Origin of the sequence: Pseudomonas sp. AAC, assembly GCF_000725445.1 — a bacterium.
GTDB lineage: Bacteria > Pseudomonadota > Gammaproteobacteria > Pseudomonadales > Pseudomonadaceae > Pseudomonas > Pseudomonas citronellolis.
Genome location: NZ_KL647095.1, coordinates 272,324 through 293,848, shown reverse-complemented (window position 1 = coordinate 293,848; position 21,525 = coordinate 272,324). Strand labels below are relative to the sequence as shown.

Here is a 21,525-nt window from a genome sequence, read left to right as displayed (position 1 = left end):
ACGCCGTTAACAGTATCAGAACAATCGCGCAGAGTAGCGTTCTTGACGCATTTCCCTACATAAGCTGGCGTAATTTCTCCATTTCGCGGTATTTGCTCATTGGCCGGCGCGCTGCCCGCGCAGCAGGCTGAAGGCCATGCCGCCCAGCAGCAGCACCCCGCCCAGCAATACGGCCCACAGGCCGATGCGCTTCCAACTGCCGTCGCCGGCGCTGGCGGCTTCCGCCGGAGCGGCCTGCAGGGCACCGTCCAGGCTGGCCTGGCCGACCTGGGCCGGCTTGTCCGGCTGGTAGCCGGGGATCAGCACGCTCAGCGGCAGGCTGGCGGAGGTGGCGTCGCGCTTGCCGAGGGCCAGTTGGTAGGGTGCGCTGCCGCGCACCAGGAACACCAGCTCGCGGGCACGCATGGCCACCCGCAGGCTCGGCGCCGTGTCGCCCAGGCCGGTGCCGCGCGCGTCGGTGACCAGGCGCAGCTGGCGCACCGGCTGGCCGGCCAGCAGCAGTTCGTCCTGGCGCACCTGGCGGCCGTCCACCGGCAGGTCGTAGAGCACCCCGCGGGCCAGCGGGTACCAGTCGTCCCGGCTGCCCTGCCCGGTTGCCTTGCGCGCGGACAGCGCCACCGGCGCCATCAGGTGCTGCGCCGCAGTGCCCAGCTCGAAGCGCACCCGCTCCAGCGGCAGCGCCTGAGGCAGGTCCCAGCGGTAGCTGCCGTCTACCTCGCGGCGCCCGGCGATGGGCTCGGACCACACCAGCGGCGTGCTCGCGGCCTGGTCGGTGCGGCCCAGCAGGCGCGCGCCCTTGAGCGTCACCGCCGCGTTGCCGGCCGGCCACGACAGGCGCAGGTAGCGCGCCTTCTGCCCGGGCAGGGCCACCTCGCTGACGTCCATGCGCTCGCCGTTGAAGCTCAGGCGGGCGAGCTGGCCGTCGCCCCAGTTGCGCCAGTGCTGCAGGTCGTCGCTGGCCTCGATGCGGAAATGCTGGAAGCCCTCGGCCTCGCTGCTCCAGTCCAGGGCCAGGCGCTCGAAGGGGAAGTCGGCGTCGCCGGCGTCCAGCAGCCAGCCGCTGCGCCGCTCGCCCGTTGGCGCGGGCGCCGCGTCGGGCAGCACTTCCACCAGGGTGCCGGTGGTGTTGCGCTGGATGCGCAGGCCGGGCTGGCGGCCGGGGTCGGCTTCGGCGCCGTACAGCGGGAACAACCGGGCCGCGGACTCATGGGCGGTGCTGCTGCCCTGCGCCGCCACCGCGCTCAGCGCGTAGGGCAGCGCCTCGCCCTCCTTGTCGAACACCCGCAGGTCGCGCAGGTCGGCATGGGCGGCGGCCAGTTGCACGCTCATCGGCACCTGCAGGCGGTACCAGGGGCCTTCGCCCTGCAGGCGCAGGGGCACCTGCTGCGGGTAGTCGGCGGGGGTTTCCGCGGCCTGGGCCAGCCCGGCGGCCAGGCAGAGGATGAGGGAAGCCAGCTTCATGCGGGGGGTTGCTCCTGTTGCCCGGCCACCCGGTGCGGCGGCAGCGGGGCGAAATAGCCGACGACCAGCAGCAGCACGCCGACGCCGATGAAGGAAACGATGCGCTCCAGGCTGCCGCTGTTGCCCAGCTCGACGAAGAACAGCTTGACCACCACCACGCCGATCAGCGCCGCGCCGACCATCCACAGGTCGCGCCGCCCGCGCAGGTGGCCGCCGACCATCAGGCCCAGGGCGATCAGCGTCCAGACGATGGACAACCCGGCCTGCACCAGCATCGACTCGCGCAGCGGCTCCAGGGCGAAGGGCACGCCACCCCAGTGGTGCGCGGTGCGGCACACGGCCAGGGTCAGCAGGGCGAACAGCGAGGCGCCCAGCAGCACCTGGGCCGGCAGGCGCACCTGTTCGCCGGCAAGGCCCAGTTGCGGCAGGCCCTCGCGGCTCCACTGGAAGACCGCCGCCAGCACGATCAGCATGCCCAGCTCCAACGGGTTGAGCAGCGGCAGGTAGGGCAACGGTTGTGCCGCGCCGTCGCTGACCAGGTTGACCAGCCAGAACCAGCCGAGCAGCGCCAGCGCCACCGGCGCCGCGGCCAGGGCGCGGTATTCGCGAGGGAAGGCCGCCACCGGCCAGGGCAGCGTGCGGCGCGCGCCCATGAGGATCAGGTAGAGGCTCGGCACCAGCGCCCAGCCCAGCCAGCGCCAGGCGTTGTAGTGCTCGGCCAGGGCGAGGAACAGGTAGCGCAGCTGCAGCGCCAGCACCGCGAGCAACAGCCAGCAGCCGAGCACGTGGGCGCCGCGCAGGGGCAGCGCCGGCAGCACCGGTTCCAGGCGTTTGAGCGACCAGAAGTGCGCCACGAACAGCGCGCCCCAGCCCAGCCAGCCGAGTTCACCCAGCGGCTGGTACTCCGGCTGCCATGCACTGGCCAGCGCCAATACGCCCGCCGGCGCCAGGGCCAGGCAGGCAAGCGCCAGGGCCCGCCACTGCTCGCGGCGGGCGACGAAGGCCCAGAGCACCACGCTGACGGCCGCCACCAGCAGGGCGACGTGCTCGCGCCGCGGCGCCGGGACGAAGCGGGCGATCTCGCACAGCGCGGTCAGCGCCCACCAGCCAGCGCCCCAGGCCAGCAGCAACTGCGACAGCCGTTCCAGGGTCAGCGCCCCCAGTTGCAGCGCCTGCCCGCCCTGCCCCGCCCGGTGCAGGCGCCAGGCGCCGACCAGCGCCGCCAGGGCCAGCACCGCCGGGCACCAGAAGCCGCTGTGGGCCAGGGGCGTCAGGCCCTCGCCGGAGAGCCCGGCGAACAATGACGAGCCGCCGAACAGCAGCGCCGCGCCGCCCAGCACCTGCAGCAGCAGGCCGAACACGAAGCTCGCGCGCTGCTGCAAGGCCAGGCTCAACCAGAGGATCAGCAGGCCGCTGCCGGCCCATACCGCCGCGGCGCTGCGCCAGGGCAGGACGAACAGCACCGCCAGGTTGACGAAGGCCAGGCCGGCCAGCAGCACCGCGCTAAGGCCGAGCATCAGCCGGCGGTCGTCGCGCACCAGCGGGTCGCGCGCGGCGAGGATCATCCCGGCGATCAGCGCCAGGCCGATCAGGCTGGCGCCGAACAGGCCGGTCCAGCCGCTGCCGAGCACCCCGGCGCCGCCGTCGGCCGCCCGCAGGTCGGCGAGGAACAGCGCGCCACCGAGCAACTGCACGGCGAAGGCGCAGAACAGGAAGGTCCGCGAACCCAGGCGCAGCCCGGCGAATACCGTGGCCAGGCCGGCCAGGGCCCAAGCCATGGCGGTGCCCGGCACGGCGAAGCACAGCGGCGCGATCAGATAGAGGAAGGCCAGGCCGCAGGCCGCCAGCAGCGGCTGGCAGCGCGGTTCCCAGGGCCAGAGGCCGGCGTCGCCGTGGCGGCGCAGCTGCCAGTAGCTGAACAGCAGCGCCACGCCGAGCATCAACGCCCCCAGCGGCGCGCCGTCCAGCAGCTTATCCACACCCGGCTGCAAGCCCATCAGGAAGGCGATGGCCGCGCCCACCTGCAGCAGCAGCGCGAACATCCGCGCCAGCCGCCGCCCCTGGCACAGGCCCAGCCAGTAGATGCCGGCGCCCTCCACGGCCCAGGCCGCCGAGGTCCAGCGCGCGTCCAGGCCCAGCGGGATGGCCAGGCTGCCGAACACCACGCCCAGCGCCAGGCAGGCTTCCACCAGCAGCAGGGCGCGGCCGGCGGTGCGCCCGGCCAGCAGGCGCGCCAGGCCCATGTAGAACAGCCCCAGCGCCAGCGCGCTGAACGCCGGGCCGAACTCCAGATGGCGGATCAGCGCGTATTGCAGGCCGAAGCCGATCAGCGGCGCACCGAACAGCACGGTGCCGTCGACGTAGTCGGTCTGCCGCAGCGACCAGCGCAGCGTCTCGTCGCGCCCGGCGCCCTCCTCCAGGCCTGCGGCCTCGCGCAGGCGGCGGCGGGCGAAGAGCAGGCCGATGGCCACGTACATCAGGAAGAACAGCAGCAGGAACGGCTCGGTGCTGGCGAACAGCTCCGGCGTGTAGGAACGCAGTCCCCAGGCGAAACCGATGCCGAAGGTGCCGAAGAAGCCGATCAGGTTGAGCAGGCGCCAGGCGCGGAACCAGGCGATGGCGAAGATGCCGGCGTTGAGCAGGGCGAAGTAGCTGAACAGGGCGACGTGGTTGCCGGCGCCGGTGGAAGTCAGGATGGGCGCGGCGAAACCGCCCAGGGCCGCTGCGGCGGCAAGGCCGAGGGCGTCCTGCAGTACCGCCAGCACGGCGGAGAACACCGTCACCGCCACCAGCAGCCCAAGGGCCTGGCCGGGCGTCAGCAGTGGATGCAGGCGCATGGCGGCGAATACCGTCAGATACAGCACCGCGATGCCGGTGCCCTGCAGCAGCAGGCCGTAGGTCGCGCGCTTGTGCCTCAGCCACCAGCCCAGGGCCAGCAGGGCGATGGCGGCGGCGGCCACGCCCATGTAGCGCAGCTCGACGGGAACGACCACGCGCTCAGAGGCGTAGCGCAGCAGGAAGGCCAGGCCGAGGAACAGCAGCAGCACGCCGACGCGCAGCACGGTATTGCCGCCGAACAGCCAGTCGCGCGCGGCGCCGAAGGCACGGTCGAACCAGGAAGGACCGGATGGAGCGGCCGGTTCGGCTTCCCAGGCAGAGGCTTCGCGCGCCGCGGGGGCTTCGACGACGGGCGGGATCGGTGCCGGCGGCGGCTCCTGGGGCTGCAACGACCAGTCAGGCGCAACTGTGCTCGCAGCCGGCGCTTCGGGCAGCTCGATCTCCCATTCCAGCTCGGGCTCAGGCTCGGCGACGGCTTCCGGCGCAACGACGGGCTCCGCCGGCTCGGCGGGCGGCACAGGCGCCGCAGCCCCGCCCTGCTCCAGGCGCAGCAGGCGCTGGTATAACGCCTCGGTACCCGCCTCGAACCGCTCGGCGAACTGCTCCAGCTGCCGGCGCAGCGCCGCGTTCTGCCGCTGCAGGCCATGCAGCGCCAGCGCCTGGCCGAACAGCAGCCCCAGCCCGGCGCCCACCAGGCCATCGGTGATCGACTCGTCCCAGGCGGTGCCCAGCACCAGGCCGATCAGCATGAAGATCCATTGCATGCATTCACATCCTTGAAGGGGAAACGCACCCATCCAGCGGCGCGCAAGGCTCCGAGTATATAGCCCCGCGCGGCGCAGGCACCCTGATTCCACAGGATATGACGCCAGCGCCGGGACGCCAGCCACAAAGCACAAGGAACGGCAGGCACCGGCAGTATCGGCTGGGCGCGAGCGTCGAGCCCGAGCAGATCGGCAAGGGTCATGAAGCGCCTCCTTGTCCGAGACGCGTGTCTCCTGCCGATACGGCTCCCCCGCTTTATTGCCGCCTCCGATTGACAGCCTTGGGGTAGCGCCCTAACGTGGCTCGGCCGCTCAACAGGGCGGCTCGGGATTGGCGTCCCGATGGACAAGAGAAGGCGCATGGGCATCCGCTCGGCGTCGTGCATGGCTGCACCTGCGTTATGGGCGGGCCGTGCGGGGCATCTTCGGATGCGCCGGTTTCCTTGTCCCGGTACGCCAACCTGTACGGTCCGCCCTCCCTGATTGGCGTCAGGAGGCGGAAACCCCATCGACAAGAGGCCCACTCCATGAACCTTGCAGCCCAAGTGCTACCCCATCCCCTGACAAGCACCGCCCCATCGGAGCTCTACGACGCCGCGCAATCCCGCCAGGCGGCCCTGGTCAACCTGCTGCGCCTGCTGGCCGGCGCGCCGGACCTGGGCGCGCCCACCGAGGAAGTGCTGGACGGCACCTTCAGCGCGCTGGAATACCTGGCGGCCGACGCCGAGCAACGCACCCGACCGTAGGGCGCATAACGCGAAGCGTTATCCGCCGTTGGCGGATGACGCTTCGCTCCGCGACCCACGCAGTTTCGGATCTAGAGCAGAAAGATGAATCCGTCTCTCTGCTCCCTGCTGGTCATTTACGTTCCTTGGCCACGCTACCCAAACTGGCATCCTTGACCAGGTAACGGCCCTCGGTATCGCCAAGCAGCACCAGGTTGTTGCGCGCCATCAGCATCCCGACTTCCACTTCCTGCTTGATGAACACCACTTCGCCGGCCCGCACCTCGAAAGACAGGTCCGCCCAGTTTTCCGCCTTGGAACTGATGGTGTGCTTGCCTGGCTCGACGTAGAAATAGATGTACTGATTGCCACGGTTGTAGCCCATCTCCGAGGCGTCTTCGCGGTCATCCAGGAACACGTTGAAGCGCACCAGGCCACCAGCGTTACTCGGCCGCACCACATAGACCAGCCCCTGGTCGGCAGTGGCAGCCTTGGGCAACTCGTACCCGGCAACTTCCGCCTGCATTTTCTCCATCGACGGCGCCGAGGCGCAGCCATAGATAAGCGCGATGCTGGCCAGCGCAAGCAGTTTGAGCATTCTCACAACGACTTCTCCCTTTCCATATGGTTGTAGCCGCCGCCCTTTCTTCCAGAGGCAACGGCAGTGCCTGCCCTTGCCAATGCCGGCGCGTCGAAAGATCGACTCGGCAGTGATGGCAAAAGGCCAAAAACTTTACCCTGAATGCCGTCTGGAAGGCCATCTGAAAGACTTGATCGGATTCTTAATTAAGTAAAAAGGGAAAGATTTATTTTTCTATTCTAATCCTGTTCAGTGGAGCATAAGAAATAAATTCATACCTTATTTCGTCGACACTTCGCCACTTAACCCTCTTTCCTTTCGCGCCACCAATTCTCAACCTTTTCTTTCTCTCTTGCGAAAATTTTCAAATCACTCTTCCCACGTTCCAACACACCAACATAATGAGCAAAATCTTCGGCAAGCGTTTTATAACCACAAATCAGCCAAATACCAAATTCATCCAGCAGCTGGCTATAAGATGGATCGTTCACCGTAAGATTCAAGACCCAATCCGGGGGAATCTCTCTATTCTTGACCTTGAAGAGGAAACCTGGGGCCCACAAAACAGCTCCAGAAGCATATACAAGATAATCAATACGATTATGAACACAAGCAAACCCATAGACTAAATACTCTTCGCCAACAACCAATGGGGAGTATTCCGTGTCATCGAACTCTCCCCAATACCGATACTCACAGGGAATCTCCTTCCCTTTTATAGAGACGCACCTCAAGTACAAAAAAGCCTCCACTTAAGTTCAAAATCATCAGCCTTCGATTTGAAGAAACTCCCCTATCCTCCCATCCAAAACATTCGTTCTCTTGCTTTATCTCCCCTCAAGACTCTCAGTTACTTTACAGGCCGAGTTAACCCACTACATACCTATCCAAAAGACATACATCGGCCACACTACAGTCTGGATATATCCATTTACTCCAGTTTTCCACTACCCAACCCTTATCTAATCCACCTGCGGGATGAGAACTTTCGCCAGGCAAATAGACTAGTATCAATCCAGCCTTGTACCCAGACGTCACCATTAGTCCATAAGGACTCTCCTCAGAGAGAGTCTCAAAGACCATGAAATCAACACACTCTTCATATGGATACTTTCCCTTAACCCGAAAAACATTCCCACGCCAGATAGCAGCATCCTTCGAGTCAATAAGCTTAACAGGCTCTTTCATATCACCGCATCTTCAAATCATGGCTGCCATTTTTATCGGCGGGTTTTGTTTTATTGAAGTCAAAATCAAACTCCCCAAGATGCCTTCCATTTTTTGGATTAACCATTTCAAATCTTCCATGTTGAGTATCCAAGAGCAAACAAATACCCGTTCTTTTCCTTGTATACGTCACGACCATTCATCTTGGACAAACTACTATCTTTCACCATCCCACTTGCTGCCGCCACGCTAACTGCAGCCATCTTAACTTGAACAACTTTTCTCCCTGCGGGAGCTTAACCAAACTTTTTCAAACTCAGCAGCAGATTTTCCTCTTATAAAAGAGCCTTTGCAGAGCTGCCGGCAATTGCCATTCTTAGCAAATTCCCTATATCGGAAAGCGGTCCGACACTGTTCCCAAGAAAAATAAAAACCTCTCAATCCAATTGCTCTACAACATACATCAGAATACACTTACCGCTCTTCTTCCCAATCAAACTAATAGGCCGAGAGGTGGCCCCGCCATCCAAGGACAGCTCAACAGCAAGCTCCCTATCTTCAAACGATTCCAATTCAGATATTAGTTCGGAGATGCTCTTTCCTCGACAAACCCAATCCTTACTCTCATTCATCTTTTTCATTCAAGTCAAGCCATTTGAAAACTGCCCCTAAAATTCAACCTATTCTTTTACTGTTTTCAAAAAGATTCATTTCTCACACCCTAATCCTGTCCAGTCAGCCAGCTTTAGAGCAGGAAAAATAAATCTTTTTCGGTCCCGAGAAGGCTAATAACCCTCCAACCCCCCCCTGCTCTTTAAGCTGAAAAAGCTCACCCCCTCCTTCCACTCCCCATACACCGCTATCACTGGAGAGCCTAAGACCATTCACAACTATACGTTTCATACCCTAGCTACATCCCTTCTCGCGGTCCCCTTTTCGAACTCAAGACCGTGAAGACTCCATTCTTGCCTCTCACTTTCTCTTCGTCATTTCACTAATACTTTAATAGCGCCATGAGACTGTGGATCAAAACCAATCGGCCAAATAGTTCTTTCATCATAGATCGCACCAGAAAAGTCAGCCTCACCTATTCTTTTCACATCGACATTGGCGCCAGACAAATCAGTTCCCTTAAAGCAAGCGCCTCCCACATCAGCACCCTTTAAACTTGACATAGTAAGATTTGCCTTAGTAAAGCTTGCGCCAACTGCAACTGCACCTGACATATCCACACCCACCATTTTTGCATGATCAAATGTTGCATTCATAAGTGCCGCCCTGGTCATTTTTGCTCTATTCAAAATAGAATAATCAAAAACAGAATTCCTTAAATTTGCCTTGGAAAAATCAGCATTAGTCGCATCCAACCTCTCGAATATTGCTCGATGCAAAGCACTTTTACTGAAGTCTGCCCCAACAAAACTATCAAAAGGAAACTCAACGACATCACCCGTCTCGAACCTCACACTAATCATTTATTTCCCCAATCTACCAGATCAATTTTTATATCACCAACAGGCTTAACTTGATTAGCTTTGCTTGACGATAAAACTCCAGGAGTCACCGCCGGCTCACGCCCAAGTATCTTTGCCGCAATATATCTATGATTCCCGTCAACTATTACATTCCCATCCATTTTAATAGCTGGGGCCACCTCACCAGCAAGAAGACGATCAACATACCGCTGAATCGCGGGCAGTGACACGAAATTCTGTGCACTAATAGCTGTATCGCCTTGTAGAGCCTTCTGAATTACTTCGGGCGTTACATCAGAGCCCTTCGTGACCAACGGAACTTTAGAAGTATTAGCTCCTTTTACAGAGCCAGCCCCAATTGCGGCCCCAATCAATTCACCAATCTGAGAAATGACACCAGCGCTGACGCCACTCTCTTCAGTTTTTACCGCCTTGGCAATGAGCCCCTGCGCCGCCTGATTGCTTTGGGGAATTGTCCATCCCACAGTCAATGCGGCGCCGCTCTCACCTTGATCTCTCAGCTGCTGAGACAGTTCCTGCAGCTTAGGAGCATCTTGGATCAACTGAGCAGATAGCAACGTGCAAGCCTTGACGTCCCGGCTACACAGGCTGTCCAGTTCTTCGTTGCGTTGCTGGTCAAGCTCGGCGTAACGCTTCTGCACACCAAGACGACATTCGGCGTCAGCACATGCTGCCCTTTCCGCCAACATCTGCTCGACTTCGTGATAACGCAGGTAGTTGTAGACAGTGCCTTGCTGAGCTACCCAGCCGGCCTTTTCCTGTTCTTTCTCACTGCCACCGGCCATGGCCGCAACGGTCATCCCGACCAACTGGGATGTCATGGCGAGTACGCGATCATGGGCTTCGCCGGGGAAAATCTCGCTCCCTACCAACTCGATCAGAGCCTTGTTCGCCCCCGCAGCCAGAGCCCCGGTTTCGAAGCTGCCACCGGCAGCTTCTGCAATCAGCCCCCCTACGATGGCGTGCACGGCAACTTTGGTCGGGAGTCCCGTCCCGACCAGTTCTGCTCCCACGTTCTGGTAGATGTATCCAGACAGCGCGTTGGCTGCGAGGCTGACAGCGGCCTGTGCCAGATTGTCCTTGAAGCTACCGCCTTGCAGGACGGTCTTCATGGCGGAGTTGACTGCCAGTTGCAGTCCGACATTGGCGTTTGCGATGCCACCGCTGACCCCGGCAATGGCATAGCCCTTCAGGCTGTCGCTTGAAGTGACATCCCTGGCAACCGCGCCCAGATTACCTTTGTTGTTGATGGTGCTGATTGCGGCGTTGCTGGCCACAGCAGCCGCTACCGAGTTCGCGGCCACACCTGCAGCACTTTTGGCGGCAACGCCCAGCGCCGAATTCCCAGTGCCCCAGGTCAGGTAGGTAACCATGATGGCGATGGCCAGCTGCGCCCCCACGCCCAGCCCCGAGCTGCTGTAGCTGAAGGAGTCGTGCACCTCCTTGACGCGGTTCCAGTCCACGTCCCCGCGCTGTTCGGCCTCCTTCAACCAAGCCAGATTCGGATCGGCCTGCACCATGGCGTCGATGGTCTGCCCGACGCTCTGCTGGTCGATGTGCTTGATATCGATCTTCAGGCCTTCCACGGCCTTGATCGCCAGTTCGCCCTGGGCGATCAGCTGGCTCTGGCGCAGGGTTTCGTCGGTCTGGCCCTTGCCCTTGGCGGACTGCCAGGCGAGGTTGCCCTTGCTCTTTTCGTGGCTTTCCTGGTGCAGGTCCTTGACCGCTTCGAAGGTCACGCTGCCGCCGCTGACGATGGCGATGTCGTTGCCGCTTTCGAGCTTCGCGCCCTGGTATTTCTGGTCGCCGCCGCTGAGCAGGGTGATGTCGCCGCCGGCGCTGATCTGGCTGCCCACCGCCTTCACGTCGGTGACTTCGTCGCGCTGGGTCTTCTTGCTGCCGAAGCCGCCCTTTTTCTCCTCGCTGTACAGGGCGTAGTCGCTGTCGTAGCCCGCCAGCAGTTCCAGTTTGTCGCCGGCCACCAGGTAGGCTTCGTTGCCCGCGCTGATCTGGCTGGCCACCAGGGTGAGGTTCTGCCCCGCGCTGACGACCACGTCGCCGCCCGCGCTCAGGCTGGCGCCCTGCTGCCGCACCTGGTCGTCCTGCTGCTCGACCTTCTTGCCGCCGCCCTTGTACTTCGTCTGGCTGTGCTCTTCGTTCGCCGCCGAGGCGAGGGTGACGTCGCGGCCGGCGCCCAGGGCGATGTCGCCCTTGGCGTCGATGTGGCTGGCGATGACCGTGAGGTCGCGGCCGGCGCTGGCATCGAGGTTGCCGCCGACGCTGATTTCGCTGGCGTGCTGGGTGGTGCTGGCGAGGCTGCCCTGCATGCGCCGGCTCTGGAAATCGGCGCTGTCGGTTTCCCCGGCAGCCTCCAGGCGCAGGTCGCGCCCGGCCTGCAGGTGGGCGTCGCCACCGGCCTGGATCGCGCTGCCGACGCTGAGCAGATCGCGCCCGGCGTTGATCGCCAGGTTGCCGCTGGCTTCGATACGGGCGGCGGCGTTGGCGATTTCCTTGTGGATGCGGTCGTTGCCGGCGCTCAGGTCGAGGGTGGTGATGCTGCGTTCGTTGATCACGTCGCCGGTCAGCGCGGTGAGGCTGACGTCGCGCCCCTTGAGGATGCCGCCGGCGGTGTTGCGGATGCTCTCGGTGGCCAGCAGGTCGAGGCGCTTGCCCGCTTCGATCAGGCCGCTGTTGCCGATGTTCGCCGCGCTGGCGCTAAGGTCGCCGCTGGCGCGCAGGGTGCCGGCGTTGTTCAGGGCGCCGCCGCTGATCAGGCTCAGGTTCTGGCCCTGGATCAGCGCGCCGTTGGGCGCCAGGCGGTTGTCGGCCTGGGCCAGGTAGAGCACCGGCACCAGTACCTTTTCGCCGTTCACCACGGCCTCTTCCAGCCAGACGATGTCGTGGGTCAGCGCCGCCACCTGTTCGGCGGTTAGACCCACACCCACCGTCAGGTTGAGGCGGTCCTTGTAGGCGATGGCGTTGTCCATCAGGTACTTGAACAGCGCCTCGTCGCTGGCCATGCCGTCGATGAAGCGCTGGCCGGTGCGCGCCACCAGCGCCTGCTGGATCAGCCGCTGTTCGTAGAGGCCGTCGCCCAGGCGCTTCTGCGCCTGGTCCGGGTCGTAGCCGAGCAGGCCCAGCAGGTAGTCGGAGCTGAGGAAGCGCTTCAGGCTGGTCAGCTCGGGATTGGTCTCGATCAGGTACTTGTGGCTGTTGCCCGGCGCGGCGTTGCCCGGCACGCCCTGGACGCGGGAAAGCCCCTGGCCGAGGCCGGCGAGATCGGGCCCGTTCCCGGCGCCGGCGCTGCCGTCCTCGCCGCTGAGGCGGAACAGGCCGTTGCCGCCGCTGGGCAGGCTGAAGCCGGGAAGCTCCAGTGGGTTGACCTGCTGCTGCGCCAGGTCCGGCGGCAGCTGCGAGGTGATGGCGAACTGGCCGGTGGCGGCGCCGGTGGCCGTGCTCACGTCGCGCGGGTCGATGCTCTGGGCGCCGGCGTCGCGGCGCACCACGCTGTTGTCGAATTGCTCGCTGGCGATGATGCTGACGTTGCCTGCGGCCTGGATCACCGCGCTGGCCGCCGGGGCGCCGGACACCTGCACCTCGGAGATCATGAGGTTGTGGAAGTTGTGTTCCGGGTAGCCGCCGGATTCCAGCACCTGCTGGCGGCTCAGGGCGCCGGGGTCGTAGTCCGGCGAGTTGGGGTCGTTGTAGCGGTTGTAGAGCTCCTGGTTGTCGCGGAACGTCCAGTAGTAGGCGTCGGTGCGGGTGTAGAAGGCCCCGTCCAGGTGCCGCTCCACGCCGCCGGCCGCGCCCTGGTTGCGGAAGCGGGCGGCCTGGATGTCGATGTCGCCGCCCGAGGCGATGCTGCTGTAGAGGTTGGCGAAGGCGCCGCCGCGGAAGACGAAGTCGCCGCCGGCGGTGATCGTCGCCTGGGGCGAGTCCTGGGTGATGACGTCCTCGTAGCGCTCCCAGGACTGGAACCGGAATTCGCAGCCCTTGCCGTCGCACAGGTCGTCGGCGTACATGCGGATGTTGCCGGCGACGATGCGCTGGCCGATGCGGAAGTCGTCGCCACGGCGGTTGTCGAAGTCCTGCGCCAGCAGGGTCAGGGCGCCGGCGCTCTCGATGCTGCCGGAGACGTTCTCGACCTTGGCCGCCCAGCCGTTCTGGTCGTTGGCGGCGATGTGCAGGTTGCCGAGGCTGTAGAGGTCGCCGGCGCGGTTGCTGAGGGTGCCGACCCGCAGCGCCATGTCGCCGCCGCTGAACAGCAGCCCGCCCTGGTTGAGCAGGTTGCCGGCCTCCACGCGCAGCCCGGCGGCGCTGCCGAGGCTGCCGAAGTTATCGAGGCTGGCGACGCGCACGCCGAGGTCGCCGGCGGAGCTGATGCGGCCGTGGTTGCTCAGGCCGTTGGCGGTGACGCTGGCCGCGCTGCCGCCGGCGATGCTGGCGGCGGCGCCGAGTTCGACCTGCCTCGCCCCAAGGCTCAGGTCGCCCAGGCTGGTGAGGCGCCCGGCGCCAGCGTAGGTGCCGCTCAGGTTCAGGTTCAGGCCGGCGTCGCTGGCGATCAGCCCGTCGTTGCGCCAGTGGCCGCCGCTGCCGTCAAGGCCCTGCACGGCCAGCAGCTGGCCGTCGCTGCCGAGCTGCAGGCGGTCGACGTTGAGGCTGAGCTGGCGGGCCTGCAAGCTGCTGTTCAGGGTCCAGTCCGGCGCGTCGATGTCCAGCGCGGCCTGGGTGATGAAGTGGCCGCCGGCCCGGCCGAGTTGCCCCAGGTCGACGAGGAACTGGCCGTTGCCGGCGTGCAACACGGTGCCGCCGGCGTTGTGCAGGGCGCCGCCGCTCAGTTGCAGGGTGTCGGCGGCGGTTTCCAGGGTGCCCTGGCGATTGTCCAGCAGGCCACGGGTGACGATCCGCGTGCTGCCGCTCTGGCCCAGGGCGCGCAGGCGGCCCTGGGCGTTGCTCAGGCTGGCGGCGTCGAGGCTCAGCCAGTCGCCGGCTTCGATCAGGCCGCCGTCGTTGTTCAGGGCGCCCAGCAGGCTGAAGTCGATGCCTTTCGCGCCGACCTTGCCGTTGCCGTTGAGGAAGTCGCCGGCGGCGAGGGTCAGCTGGTTGCCGGCGTAGAGACCACCGTCGCGGTTGTCCAGGGCTGCGCCGCCGGTGTCGATCTTGGCCTGGCCGGCGGTGGCGGCGAGATGCCCTTGTCCATTACCGATACCGCCGCTGGCCTTGACGTCCAGGTCCACGCCCTGGGCCACGCCGGCGTCGTTGCCGAAGTAGCCGGTGACGATCCTGAGCAGGCCCTGGGCGACATTGAGGATGCCGCCGCTGTTGTCGGTGCTCGCGGCGCCCAGGTCGAGCTTGCCGCCATCGCTCTGGATGCGGCCCCGGGCATTGTTCAGCGCACCGCTCAGGGCGAGGCTGGCGTCGCCCTGGCTGGAAACCTGCCCCTGCTGGTTGTCGAGGCCGGCGGCGCGCAGGCTGAGGCTGTCGCCGCTGTGGACGAGGCCGTCGTTGCCGTTGAGCAGGCGGCCGTCGAGCGCCTCGATGCGCAATGCGCCCTGGCTGGCCAGGGTGCCGCGGTCGCGATTGTCCAGGCCGCCCTGGCCGAGGATCAGCTCGAGGGTGGACTGGCTGGACAGCTGGCCGCCACGGTTGTCCAGGCTGGCGGCCTTGAGCAGCAGGCCGGCGCCGCTGCTCAGGCGGGCGTTGTTGGCGTTGATGAGCGCGCCGCTCAGCGTCGCCTCCAGGGCCCCCTGGCTGAGCAGTTGGCCACCGCTGTTGTCCAGGCTGCGGCCCTTGAGCAGCAGGCTGCCGGCGCTGATCTGCCCACCCTGGTTGAGCAACCGGGTGGCGGCGTGGCTGAAGTCGAGCCGGCGCTGGGCGTCGATCAGGCCGGCGTCGCGGTTGTCGAGGGTGTCGGCGATGGCGAGTTCGACGTTGCCCTCGGCGGAGACGATGCCGCCGCGGTTGTCCAGGCTGGCCGCGCTGATCCGCTGGTCCCCCTGGCTGACCAGGGCGCCCTGGCTGGCGTTGTTCAGTGCGCCGGCGAGGCTGACGGCGAGCGCGCCGGCCTTGCTGGAGAGGGTGCCGCCCTGGCTGTTGTCCAGGCTGCCGCCGCCGACGCTCAGCCCCTGCCAGCCGGACAGCAGGCCCAGGCCGGCGTTGAGCAGCCGGTCGGCCTGCAGGTCGAGCCGTCCGGCGCTGATGATGCGGCCGCTGTCGCGGTTGTCCAGCAGCCGGGCGCCGAGGGCGAAGCTCTGCTGGCTGGAGATTTCGCCGCCACGGTTATCCACCGCGCCCAGTTGCTTGAAACTCAGGGTGCCGGCGCTGAGCAGCCCGCCCTGGCTGTTGTCCAGGTCGCCGCCCTGCAGGTCGAGGCCGAGCGCGCCGTTGCCCAGCAGGCGCCCGCCGCGCAGGCTCAGTTGCCGGGTGCGGATGTCGGCATCGGCCTGGGTGGAGATTTCGCCCCGGCTGGCGTCGATGTGCTGCGCTGCCAGCGTGAGGTTGCCGGCGCTGTGGATGAGGCCGTCGGCGCTGTTGTCCAGCTTGCCGGCGAGGTTGGCGTGCAGGGTGCCGCGGCTGGTGAGGGTGCCCTGGCCGCTGTTGTCCAGGCTGGCCAGGTCCAGGCGCAGGCTCTGTTCGGCGGCAAACAGGCCGAGGCGGTTGTCCAGGGCGCCGCCGCTGATATGGATGTGCTGGCCGCCGATCTGGCCGTTGCGATTGTCGAGCACGGCGGCGCGGGCCTGCAGCTGGCGCGTGGCGATCAGGCTGCCGCTGTTGCGCAGGTTCTGCGCGTCGATGGCCACGTCGCCGCGGGCATTGCGACTGTTGTCGGCATTGACGCCGGCCTCGATCACGCCGCTGTTGCTGAGCTGGCTGGCCTTCAGTTCGAGGGTCGAACCCGCCGCCAGGCTCTGCGCATTGCTCAGCGCACCGCTGGCCTGCACGCTGGCACTGCCCCCGGCATAGGCCGGGCCGTTCAGCGCCACGTCCTGGCCCTTCAGCACCAGGTCCCCGCTGGCCGCCGCCTGGGCCAGTTCCAGCTTGCCGTTGGCATCGATGCGGATGTCGCCCGCGCTGGCCGCCATGTTGCCGGCCAGTTTCACCCCCACGCCCTGTTCGGTGCCGACCAGGCGGATGGTGTTGGCGTACATGCCGCCCAGGGCGGAACTGTCGATGGCCAGTTGCGGCTTGGCGCTGCCGTCGTCGGGCTTGGCAGTGGCGGCCAGAGTCTGCGCGTCCACCGTGTTGCGCCCGGCCACCACGGTGAGCTGCTTGGCGTACAGGTCGGCGTTGAGCTTGGCGCTGCGGGTGATCAGCTCGAACTGGTCGAGGTTGCTGGCATTGAGCCCGGCGCCTTCGATGGCGATCTCGCCGCCATCCACGTCGTAGCCCTGCAGGCGCTCGCCGGCCAGGATCGGCTTGCCGGTGGTGAGGGTGGCGCGCGGGGTGTTGATGAAGCCGCAGCCGTTGCAGGTGATGCCGTGGGGGTTGGCGACTATGACGTGGGCGCCCTGCCCGGCCACTTCGGTGTAGCCCTTGAGTTGCGAGGGACTGGCCCCGGTGACTTCGTTGAGGATCTTCTGCGCCGCCTGGCCCTTGAGGTTGGGGTTGCCGATGATGATTCCGCCCAGCTGGGTGCTGGCGGTCTTGCCGGTGGCGTTGTTGAGGATCAGGCCCTGCTGGCCAACGCCGTAGTCGCTGAATTTATTGTGCGACAGGCCCGCGCCGTTGGGCGTGGCGATGTTGACGATGGGCACGCCGTTGCCCGCCGCACCCAGGCTGGTGTTGCCACCGGCGGCCGCGTCCACCGCTAACTGGGCGGCGGTCGTGACTATCGGGTTGAGGATCAGCAGGCCGGCCAGGGCGCTGGCGATGGCCTGATAGAAGGGGCGACGGATGTCCATATCGGGGGGCTCGCGCGGGGTAATCGTTGACCCGGCGGACTCTATTCCCCTACTCGGCATGGGGCCTTGAGGAGTTCCAGCCTCCTTACGTAGGCCTTTTCCGAACTATGCCCAGTCACCCACGGAGCACATTCACAAGGCGCCGGCGCCGCAGCTCAAATAGCGCTCCGATGTCACGCAAAGCCCGCCCCATGCCCCGCCGCCAACTCGACCACGCCCTGCCCATCCTCGACCGTGGCCAGGACATCCCCCGGTACGAAGACCCCGCACTGACCGCCTTCCTGCAACGGCACATCGACGAAGTCCTGTCCAAGGACCCAACACCGCCGCCCTGCCATCACTGCGGCAGCCACCAGGTGGTGTTGCGCTACCGGGGCAGGCCGCCGAACGGCATTCCCTATTTCAATTGCCGGCACTGCGGCAAGGGCTTCAACCGGCGTACCGGTACGGCGCTGCAGAGCTTCCTGCGCTGCGACAAGCTGGAGGCGTTCCTGCCCCTGCTGTCGCAACAACGCTCGATCGCCAATGCCAGCGAACGGCTGGGGGTGTCGCACAGGATGCTGTCCCGCTGGGTCAGGGTGTTCCGCCAGTGGCTGCTGAGGCTCGACCCCAGCGGCGAGTGGGAGGCGAAGGTCAAGCTGGGCATGCGGCCCGAACTGCCTGCCCTGGAATGCCCACGCTGTGGCAACCGCGAGCACTTTTTCCGCTTGGGCTTCGTCGACGGCAGGCACCAGGGCAAGCGGATGTTTCAGTGCAAGGCTTGCCGGCGCTGCGTGAGCGAGCCGGACGAGCATTTCAGGATGCGCATCGCAAGCCGGGCAGGCGCCACGGAAAAATGAAAAAAGGCCCCGCCGGATCGCTCCGGCGGGGCCTTCTTCATGCTGCGGTCGGGATCAGACCTTGGCGCGTTCGTAGCGCTTGCGGTCGTTCTCGTTCAGCAGTTTCTTGCGCAGGCGGATGGACTTCGGCGTCACTTCCACCAGTTCGTCGTCGGCGATGAATTCCAGCGCCTGCTCCAGGGTGAAGCGGATCGGCGGAACCAGGGCGATGACTTCGTCCTTGCCGGACGCGCGCATGTTGTCGAGCTTCTTGCCCTTGGTGGGGTTGATCACCAGGTCGTTGTCGCGGCTGTTGATGCCGGCCAGCTGGCCTTCGTAGATCTCGTCGCCCGGGCCGAGGAACAGCTTGCCGCGGCTCTGCAGGGTTTCCAGCGAGTAGGTCAGCGCGGTGCCGGTGGCCATGGAGACCAGTACGCCGTTCTGGCGGTTGCTGACTTCGCCGGCCTTGATCGGGCCGTAGTGGCTGAAGGTCGAGGTCAGGATGCCGGTGCCCGAGGTCAGGGTCAGGAAGTTGTTGCGGAAGCCGATCAGGCCGCGCGCCGGGATGGTGTATTCCAGGCGCACGCGGCCCTTGCCGTCGGGGATCATGTTGCTCAGATCGCCCTTGCGCAGGCCCATCTGTTCCATCACCGAGCCCTGGTGCTGCTCTTCGATGTCGATGGTGACGTTCTCGTAGGGCTCCTGCTTCTCGCCGGCCTCGTTCTCGATGATCACCACTTCCGGACGGCCCACGGCCATCTCGAAGCCTTCGCGGCGCATGGTTTCGATCAGCACGGACAGGTGCAGCTCGCCACGGCCGGAGACCTTGAATTTCTCCGGGCTGTCGCCTTGCTCGACGCGCAGGGCCACGTTGTGCAGCAGTTCCTTCTCCAGGCGCTCCTTGATGTTGCGGCTGGTGACGAACTTGCCTTCCTTGCCGGCGAACGGCGAGTCGTTGACCTGGAAAGTCATGCTCACGGTCGGCTGGTCGACGGTCAGCGGCGGCAGGGCCTCGACGTTCTGCGGGTCGCACAGGGTGTCGGAGATGAACAGCTCTTCCATGCCCGAGACGCAGACGATGTCGCCGGCTTCGGCTTCCGGCACTTCGACGCGCTGCAGGCCGGAGTGGCCCATGATCTTCAGGATGCGGCCGTTGCGCTTGCTGCCGTCGTCGCTGACCGCCACCACCGGGGTGTTGGACTTGACCTTGCCGCGGGTGATGCGGCCGATGCCGATCACGCCGAGGAAGCTGTTGTAGTCCAGCTGCGAGATCTGCATCTGGAACGGGCCGTCGACGTCGACCACCGGGGCCGGGACGTGGTCGATGATCGCCTGGAACAGGGCGTCCATGTTGTCGTCCATCTTCTCGTGGTCCATGCCGGCGATGCCGTTCAGGGCGCTGGCGTAGACGATCGGGAAGTCGAGCTGCTCATCGGTGGCGCCGAGGTTGTCGAACAGGTCGAAGATCTGGTCGATGACCCAGTCCGGACGCGCGCCGGGGCGGTCGATCTTGTTGACCACGACGATCGGGCGCAGGCCGGCCTTGAAGGCCTTCTGGGTCACGAAGCGGGTCTGCGGCATGGGGCCGTCCTGGGCGTCGACCACCAGCAGCACGGAGTCGACCATGCTCATCACACGCTCCACCTCGCCACCGAAGTCGGCGTGGCCGGGGGTGTCGACGATGTTGATGTTGTAGCCGTTCCACTTGATCGCGGTGTTCTTCGCCAGGATGGTGATGCCGCGTTCCTTTTCCTGGTCGTTGGAGTCCATCACGCGCTCGGATTCCGCTTCTTTGCGGTCGAGGGTGCCGGACAGCTTCAGCAGCTTGTCCACCAGGGTGGTCTTGCCATGGTCGACGTGGGCGATGATGGCGATGTTGCGGAGATTTTCGATCACGGTGTCTGTCTCGGTAAAAAGTAGCTTCAAGCTGCAAGCCACAAGCGGCAAGCAGGTGGAAATATCGTTCAGGTACGGACGTCCGGAGGATGCCTGCGCCAGGTTGCGTTTCGACTGATGCGGCACAGGATCATGCGGGACCGCTCTTCTCTTGCAGCTTGCCGCTTACAGCTTGCAGCTGCCCAACGGGCCTGTAGACCCGCACATTGGTGTGCCCTTCGTTGACCAGATGGTGGGCGTGCAGGCGGCTCATCACGCCCTTGTCGCAATACAGGAGGTACTGGCGGTTGGGGTCCAGTTCCTTGAACTTGCTGTTGATCGCGTAGAACGGCATGGCCAGCACTTCGATGCCTTCCAGCGCCAGGGGTTCATCTTCCTGGGCGTCGGGGTGGCGGATGTCGACCACGATCTGGCCGGGGAGCACCTCGTCGACCATTTCCACCGGCAGGTCCTTGCCCAGCTCGTCGATGACACGGTCGACGGTCATCTGGGTGGCGCGCTCCAGGGCGCGGTCGAGCACGGCCATGTCGAACTTGGTCTCTTCGTGCTCGACGCGGTAGGGCTTGGCCTGGGTGGTCGGGTTCACCGAGATCACGCCGCAGTATTCGGGCATGTGCTTGGCGAACTCGGCGGTGCCGATCTTCGTCGCGGTGTCGATGATGTCCTGCTTGTGGCTGACGATCAGCGGGCGCAGCACCAGGGTGTCGGTCACCCGGTCGATCACCGAGAGGTTCGGCAGCGTCTGGCTGGACACCTGGGAGATCGACTCGCCGGTGACCAGCGCGTGCAGCTCCAGGCGCTCGGCCACGCGGCTGGCGGCGCGCAGCATCATGCGCTTCAAGGTGACGCCCATGTAGCTGTCGTCGACCTTGGTGAGAATCTCGCCGACCACTTCCTCGAAGGGCACGCTGACGAACAGCACGCGCTGCGAGCGGCCGAACTTCTCCCACAGGTAGTGGGCCACTTCCATCACGCCCAGTTCGTGGGCGCGGCCGCCGAGGTTGAAGAACACGAAGTGGCTGATCAGCCCGCGGCGCATCATCTGGTAGGCCGCCACGGTGGAGTCGAAGCCGCCGGACATCAGCACCAGCACCTGCTCCAGGGCGCCCAGCGGGTAGCCGCCCAGGCCCTCGTGCTGGGCATGGATGACGTACAGACGGTCGTGGCGGATTTCCACGCGCACCTGCACTTCCGGGTTCTTCAGAGATACCCCGGCCGCGCCGCAGTGCTGGCGCAGGCCGCCGCCGACGTAGCGTTCCACGTCCATGGAGGTGAAGGCGTGCTTGCCGGCGCGCTTGCAGCGCATGGAGAAGACCTTGCCCGGCAGCAGGTGGCCGAAGTGCTGCTTGCACTTCTCGAGGATGTCGTCGAAGTCGCCCAGCGGGTATTCGTGCACTTCCAGGAAGTGGCCGATGCCCGGCACGCAGGTCAGGCGCTCGATCATCTCGCGCAGGGCCTTGGCGTCGGTCACCCGGGTTTCCACTTCAAGATTGTCCCACTCGCCCTCGACCAGCAGCGCCGGGTCCAGGTCGCGCAGCACGGTGCGGATGTTCTTCGCGAGCTGGCGGATGAAGCGCTTGCGCACCGGCCGGCTCTTGATGGTGATTTCCTGGAAGACCTTGACGATGAGTTTCATGCGAGAAAAGGCACGAGCCCGAAGGGACGAAAAAAAGGGGCGGAATTATACCTGAAATTGCTCAAGACTTGAGCAGTCGAGCGCAGATTCTTTTTGGTGCACCAAAATGGACGCATGCACCATTGTGTAGCACCAAATCGGTGCAACAATTCCGTCATTCGCGCCAGCTACCGTGCGCAAAGCCCTGTAGCGCGGGGCCCTGTCCAAAATCGGGCACTGGCACGCTACTTGCTCTCTTGTGAG

General features: G+C 64.8%; 11 protein-coding genes and 1 pseudogene. 2 read left to right on the top strand and 10 right to left on the bottom strand.

Features of this window, described 5'->3' with window-relative positions; genetic code table 11:
- Window positions 1-96: 96 nt before the first annotated feature.
- Genes FG99_RS06935 through FG99_RS32625 form a run of 3 tightly spaced genes read right to left on the bottom strand, consistent with a single transcriptional unit; the run spans window position 97 to window position 5,266 of the window.
- Window positions 97-1,461 carry a DUF3999 domain-containing protein gene (locus FG99_RS06935; protein WP_043268375.1) on the bottom strand — a complete coding sequence of 455 codons (1,365 nt, stop codon included), beginning with the start codon at window positions 1,459-1,461 and terminating at the stop codon, window positions 97-99.
- Complete coding sequence (locus FG99_RS06930) at window positions 1,458-5,063, bottom strand: DUF2339 domain-containing protein (protein WP_043268374.1); 3,606 nt, start codon at window positions 5,061-5,063, stop codon at window positions 1,458-1,460. Before FG99_RS06930 ends, FG99_RS06935 begins: the two co-directional genes overlap by 4 nt.
- The gene (locus FG99_RS32625) at window positions 5,042-5,266 is read right to left on the bottom strand and encodes a hypothetical protein (RefSeq protein WP_156060052.1); all 225 of its coding nucleotides are present in this window, start codon (window positions 5,264-5,266) and stop codon (window positions 5,042-5,044) included. The genes FG99_RS06930 and FG99_RS32625 overlap by 22 nt, the downstream gene beginning before the upstream one ends.
- A 324-nt stretch (window positions 5,267-5,590) precedes the next feature.
- Here FG99_RS32625 and FG99_RS06925 point away from each other — a divergent pair, with 324 nt between their 5' ends.
- Window positions 5,591-5,809 (top strand): hypothetical protein, encoded by a 219-nt coding sequence (locus tag FG99_RS06925; RefSeq protein ID WP_043268372.1) that lies wholly within the window; start codon window positions 5,591-5,593, stop codon window positions 5,807-5,809.
- 112 nt (window positions 5,810-5,921) lie between these two features.
- Here FG99_RS06925 and FG99_RS06920 read toward each other — a convergent pair whose 3' ends face one another.
- The 5 genes and pseudogenes from FG99_RS06920 to FG99_RS06915 all read right to left on the bottom strand — a co-directional run.
- Window positions 5,922-6,314: a DUF2846 domain-containing protein gene (locus tag FG99_RS06920; protein WP_024128065.1), complete on the bottom strand. Its 393-nt coding sequence runs from the start codon at window positions 6,312-6,314 to the stop codon at window positions 5,922-5,924.
- 356 nt (window positions 6,315-6,670) lie between these two features.
- Entirely contained in the window at window positions 6,671-7,018 is a 348-nt protein-coding gene (locus FG99_RS31955) for a hypothetical protein (RefSeq protein WP_141766018.1), read from the bottom strand.
- A 217-nt stretch (window positions 7,019-7,235) separates the two neighbouring features.
- Complete coding sequence (imm45, locus tag FG99_RS31130; protein WP_081884587.1) at window positions 7,236-7,556, bottom strand: Imm45 family immunity protein; 321 nt, start codon at window positions 7,554-7,556, stop codon at window positions 7,236-7,238.
- Between the two features lie 965 nt (window positions 7,557-8,521).
- Window positions 8,522-9,010, bottom strand: a complete 489-nt coding sequence (locus tag FG99_RS31120) for a pentapeptide repeat-containing protein (RefSeq protein WP_081884585.1) — start codon at window positions 9,008-9,010, stop codon at window positions 8,522-8,524.
- Between the two features lie 977 nt (window positions 9,011-9,987).
- Window positions 9,988-16,932: pseudogene (locus FG99_RS06915) on the bottom strand (filamentous hemagglutinin N-terminal domain-containing protein); the annotation flags it as partial.
- Window positions 16,933-17,123: 191 nt separating this feature from the next.
- Between FG99_RS06915 and FG99_RS06910 the strand changes: the two are divergent.
- Window positions 17,124-17,771: a DUF746 domain-containing protein gene (locus FG99_RS06910; RefSeq protein ID WP_051878573.1), complete on the top strand. Its 648-nt coding sequence runs from the start codon at window positions 17,124-17,126 to the stop codon at window positions 17,769-17,771.
- 54 nt (window positions 17,772-17,825) lie between these two features.
- On the opposite strand, the gene typA is transcribed toward FG99_RS06910, so the two are convergent.
- A complete protein-coding gene (typA, locus tag FG99_RS06905) occupies window positions 17,826-19,646 on the bottom strand; it encodes a translational GTPase TypA (protein ID WP_009613807.1) in 1,821 nt (606 codons plus the stop codon).
- Between the two features lie 130 nt (window positions 19,647-19,776).
- Entirely contained in the window at window positions 19,777-21,282 is a 1,506-nt protein-coding gene (thiI, locus tag FG99_RS06900) for a tRNA uracil 4-sulfurtransferase ThiI (protein WP_043268369.1), read from the bottom strand.
- Window positions 21,283-21,525: the final 243 nt, after the last annotated feature.

What these genes read in the sequence shown, in the direction of transcription:
- FG99_RS06935 (WP_043268375.1), bottom strand. Translation starts at nt 1,461, where the DNA reads ATGAAGCTGGCTTCCCTCATCCTCTGCCTGGCCGCCGGGCTGGCCCAG.
- FG99_RS06930 (WP_043268374.1), bottom strand. Translation starts at nt 5,063, where the DNA reads ATGCAATGGATCTTCATGCTGATCGGCCTGGTGCTGGGCACCGCCTGG.
- FG99_RS32625 (WP_156060052.1), bottom strand. Translation starts at nt 5,266, where the DNA reads ATGACCCTTGCCGATCTGCTCGGGCTCGACGCTCGCGCCCAGCCGATA.
- FG99_RS06925 (WP_043268372.1), top strand. Translation starts at nt 5,591, where the DNA reads ATGAACCTTGCAGCCCAAGTGCTACCCCATCCCCTGACAAGCACCGCC.
- FG99_RS06920 (WP_024128065.1), bottom strand. Translation starts at nt 6,314, where the DNA reads ATGCAGGCGGAAGTTGCCGGGTACGAGTTGCCCAAGGCTGCCACTGCC.
- imm45 (WP_081884587.1), bottom strand. Translation starts at nt 7,556, where the DNA reads ATGAAAGAGCCTGTTAAGCTTATTGACTCGAAGGATGCTGCTATCTGG.
- FG99_RS31120 (WP_081884585.1), bottom strand. Translation starts at nt 9,010, where the DNA reads ATGATTAGTGTGAGGTTCGAGACGGGTGATGTCGTTGAGTTTCCTTTT.
- FG99_RS06910 (WP_051878573.1), top strand. Translation starts at nt 17,124, where the DNA reads ATGCCCCGCCGCCAACTCGACCACGCCCTGCCCATCCTCGACCGTGGC.
- thiI (WP_043268369.1), bottom strand. Translation starts at nt 21,282, where the DNA reads ATGAAACTCATCGTCAAGGTCTTCCAGGAAATCACCATCAAGAGCCGG.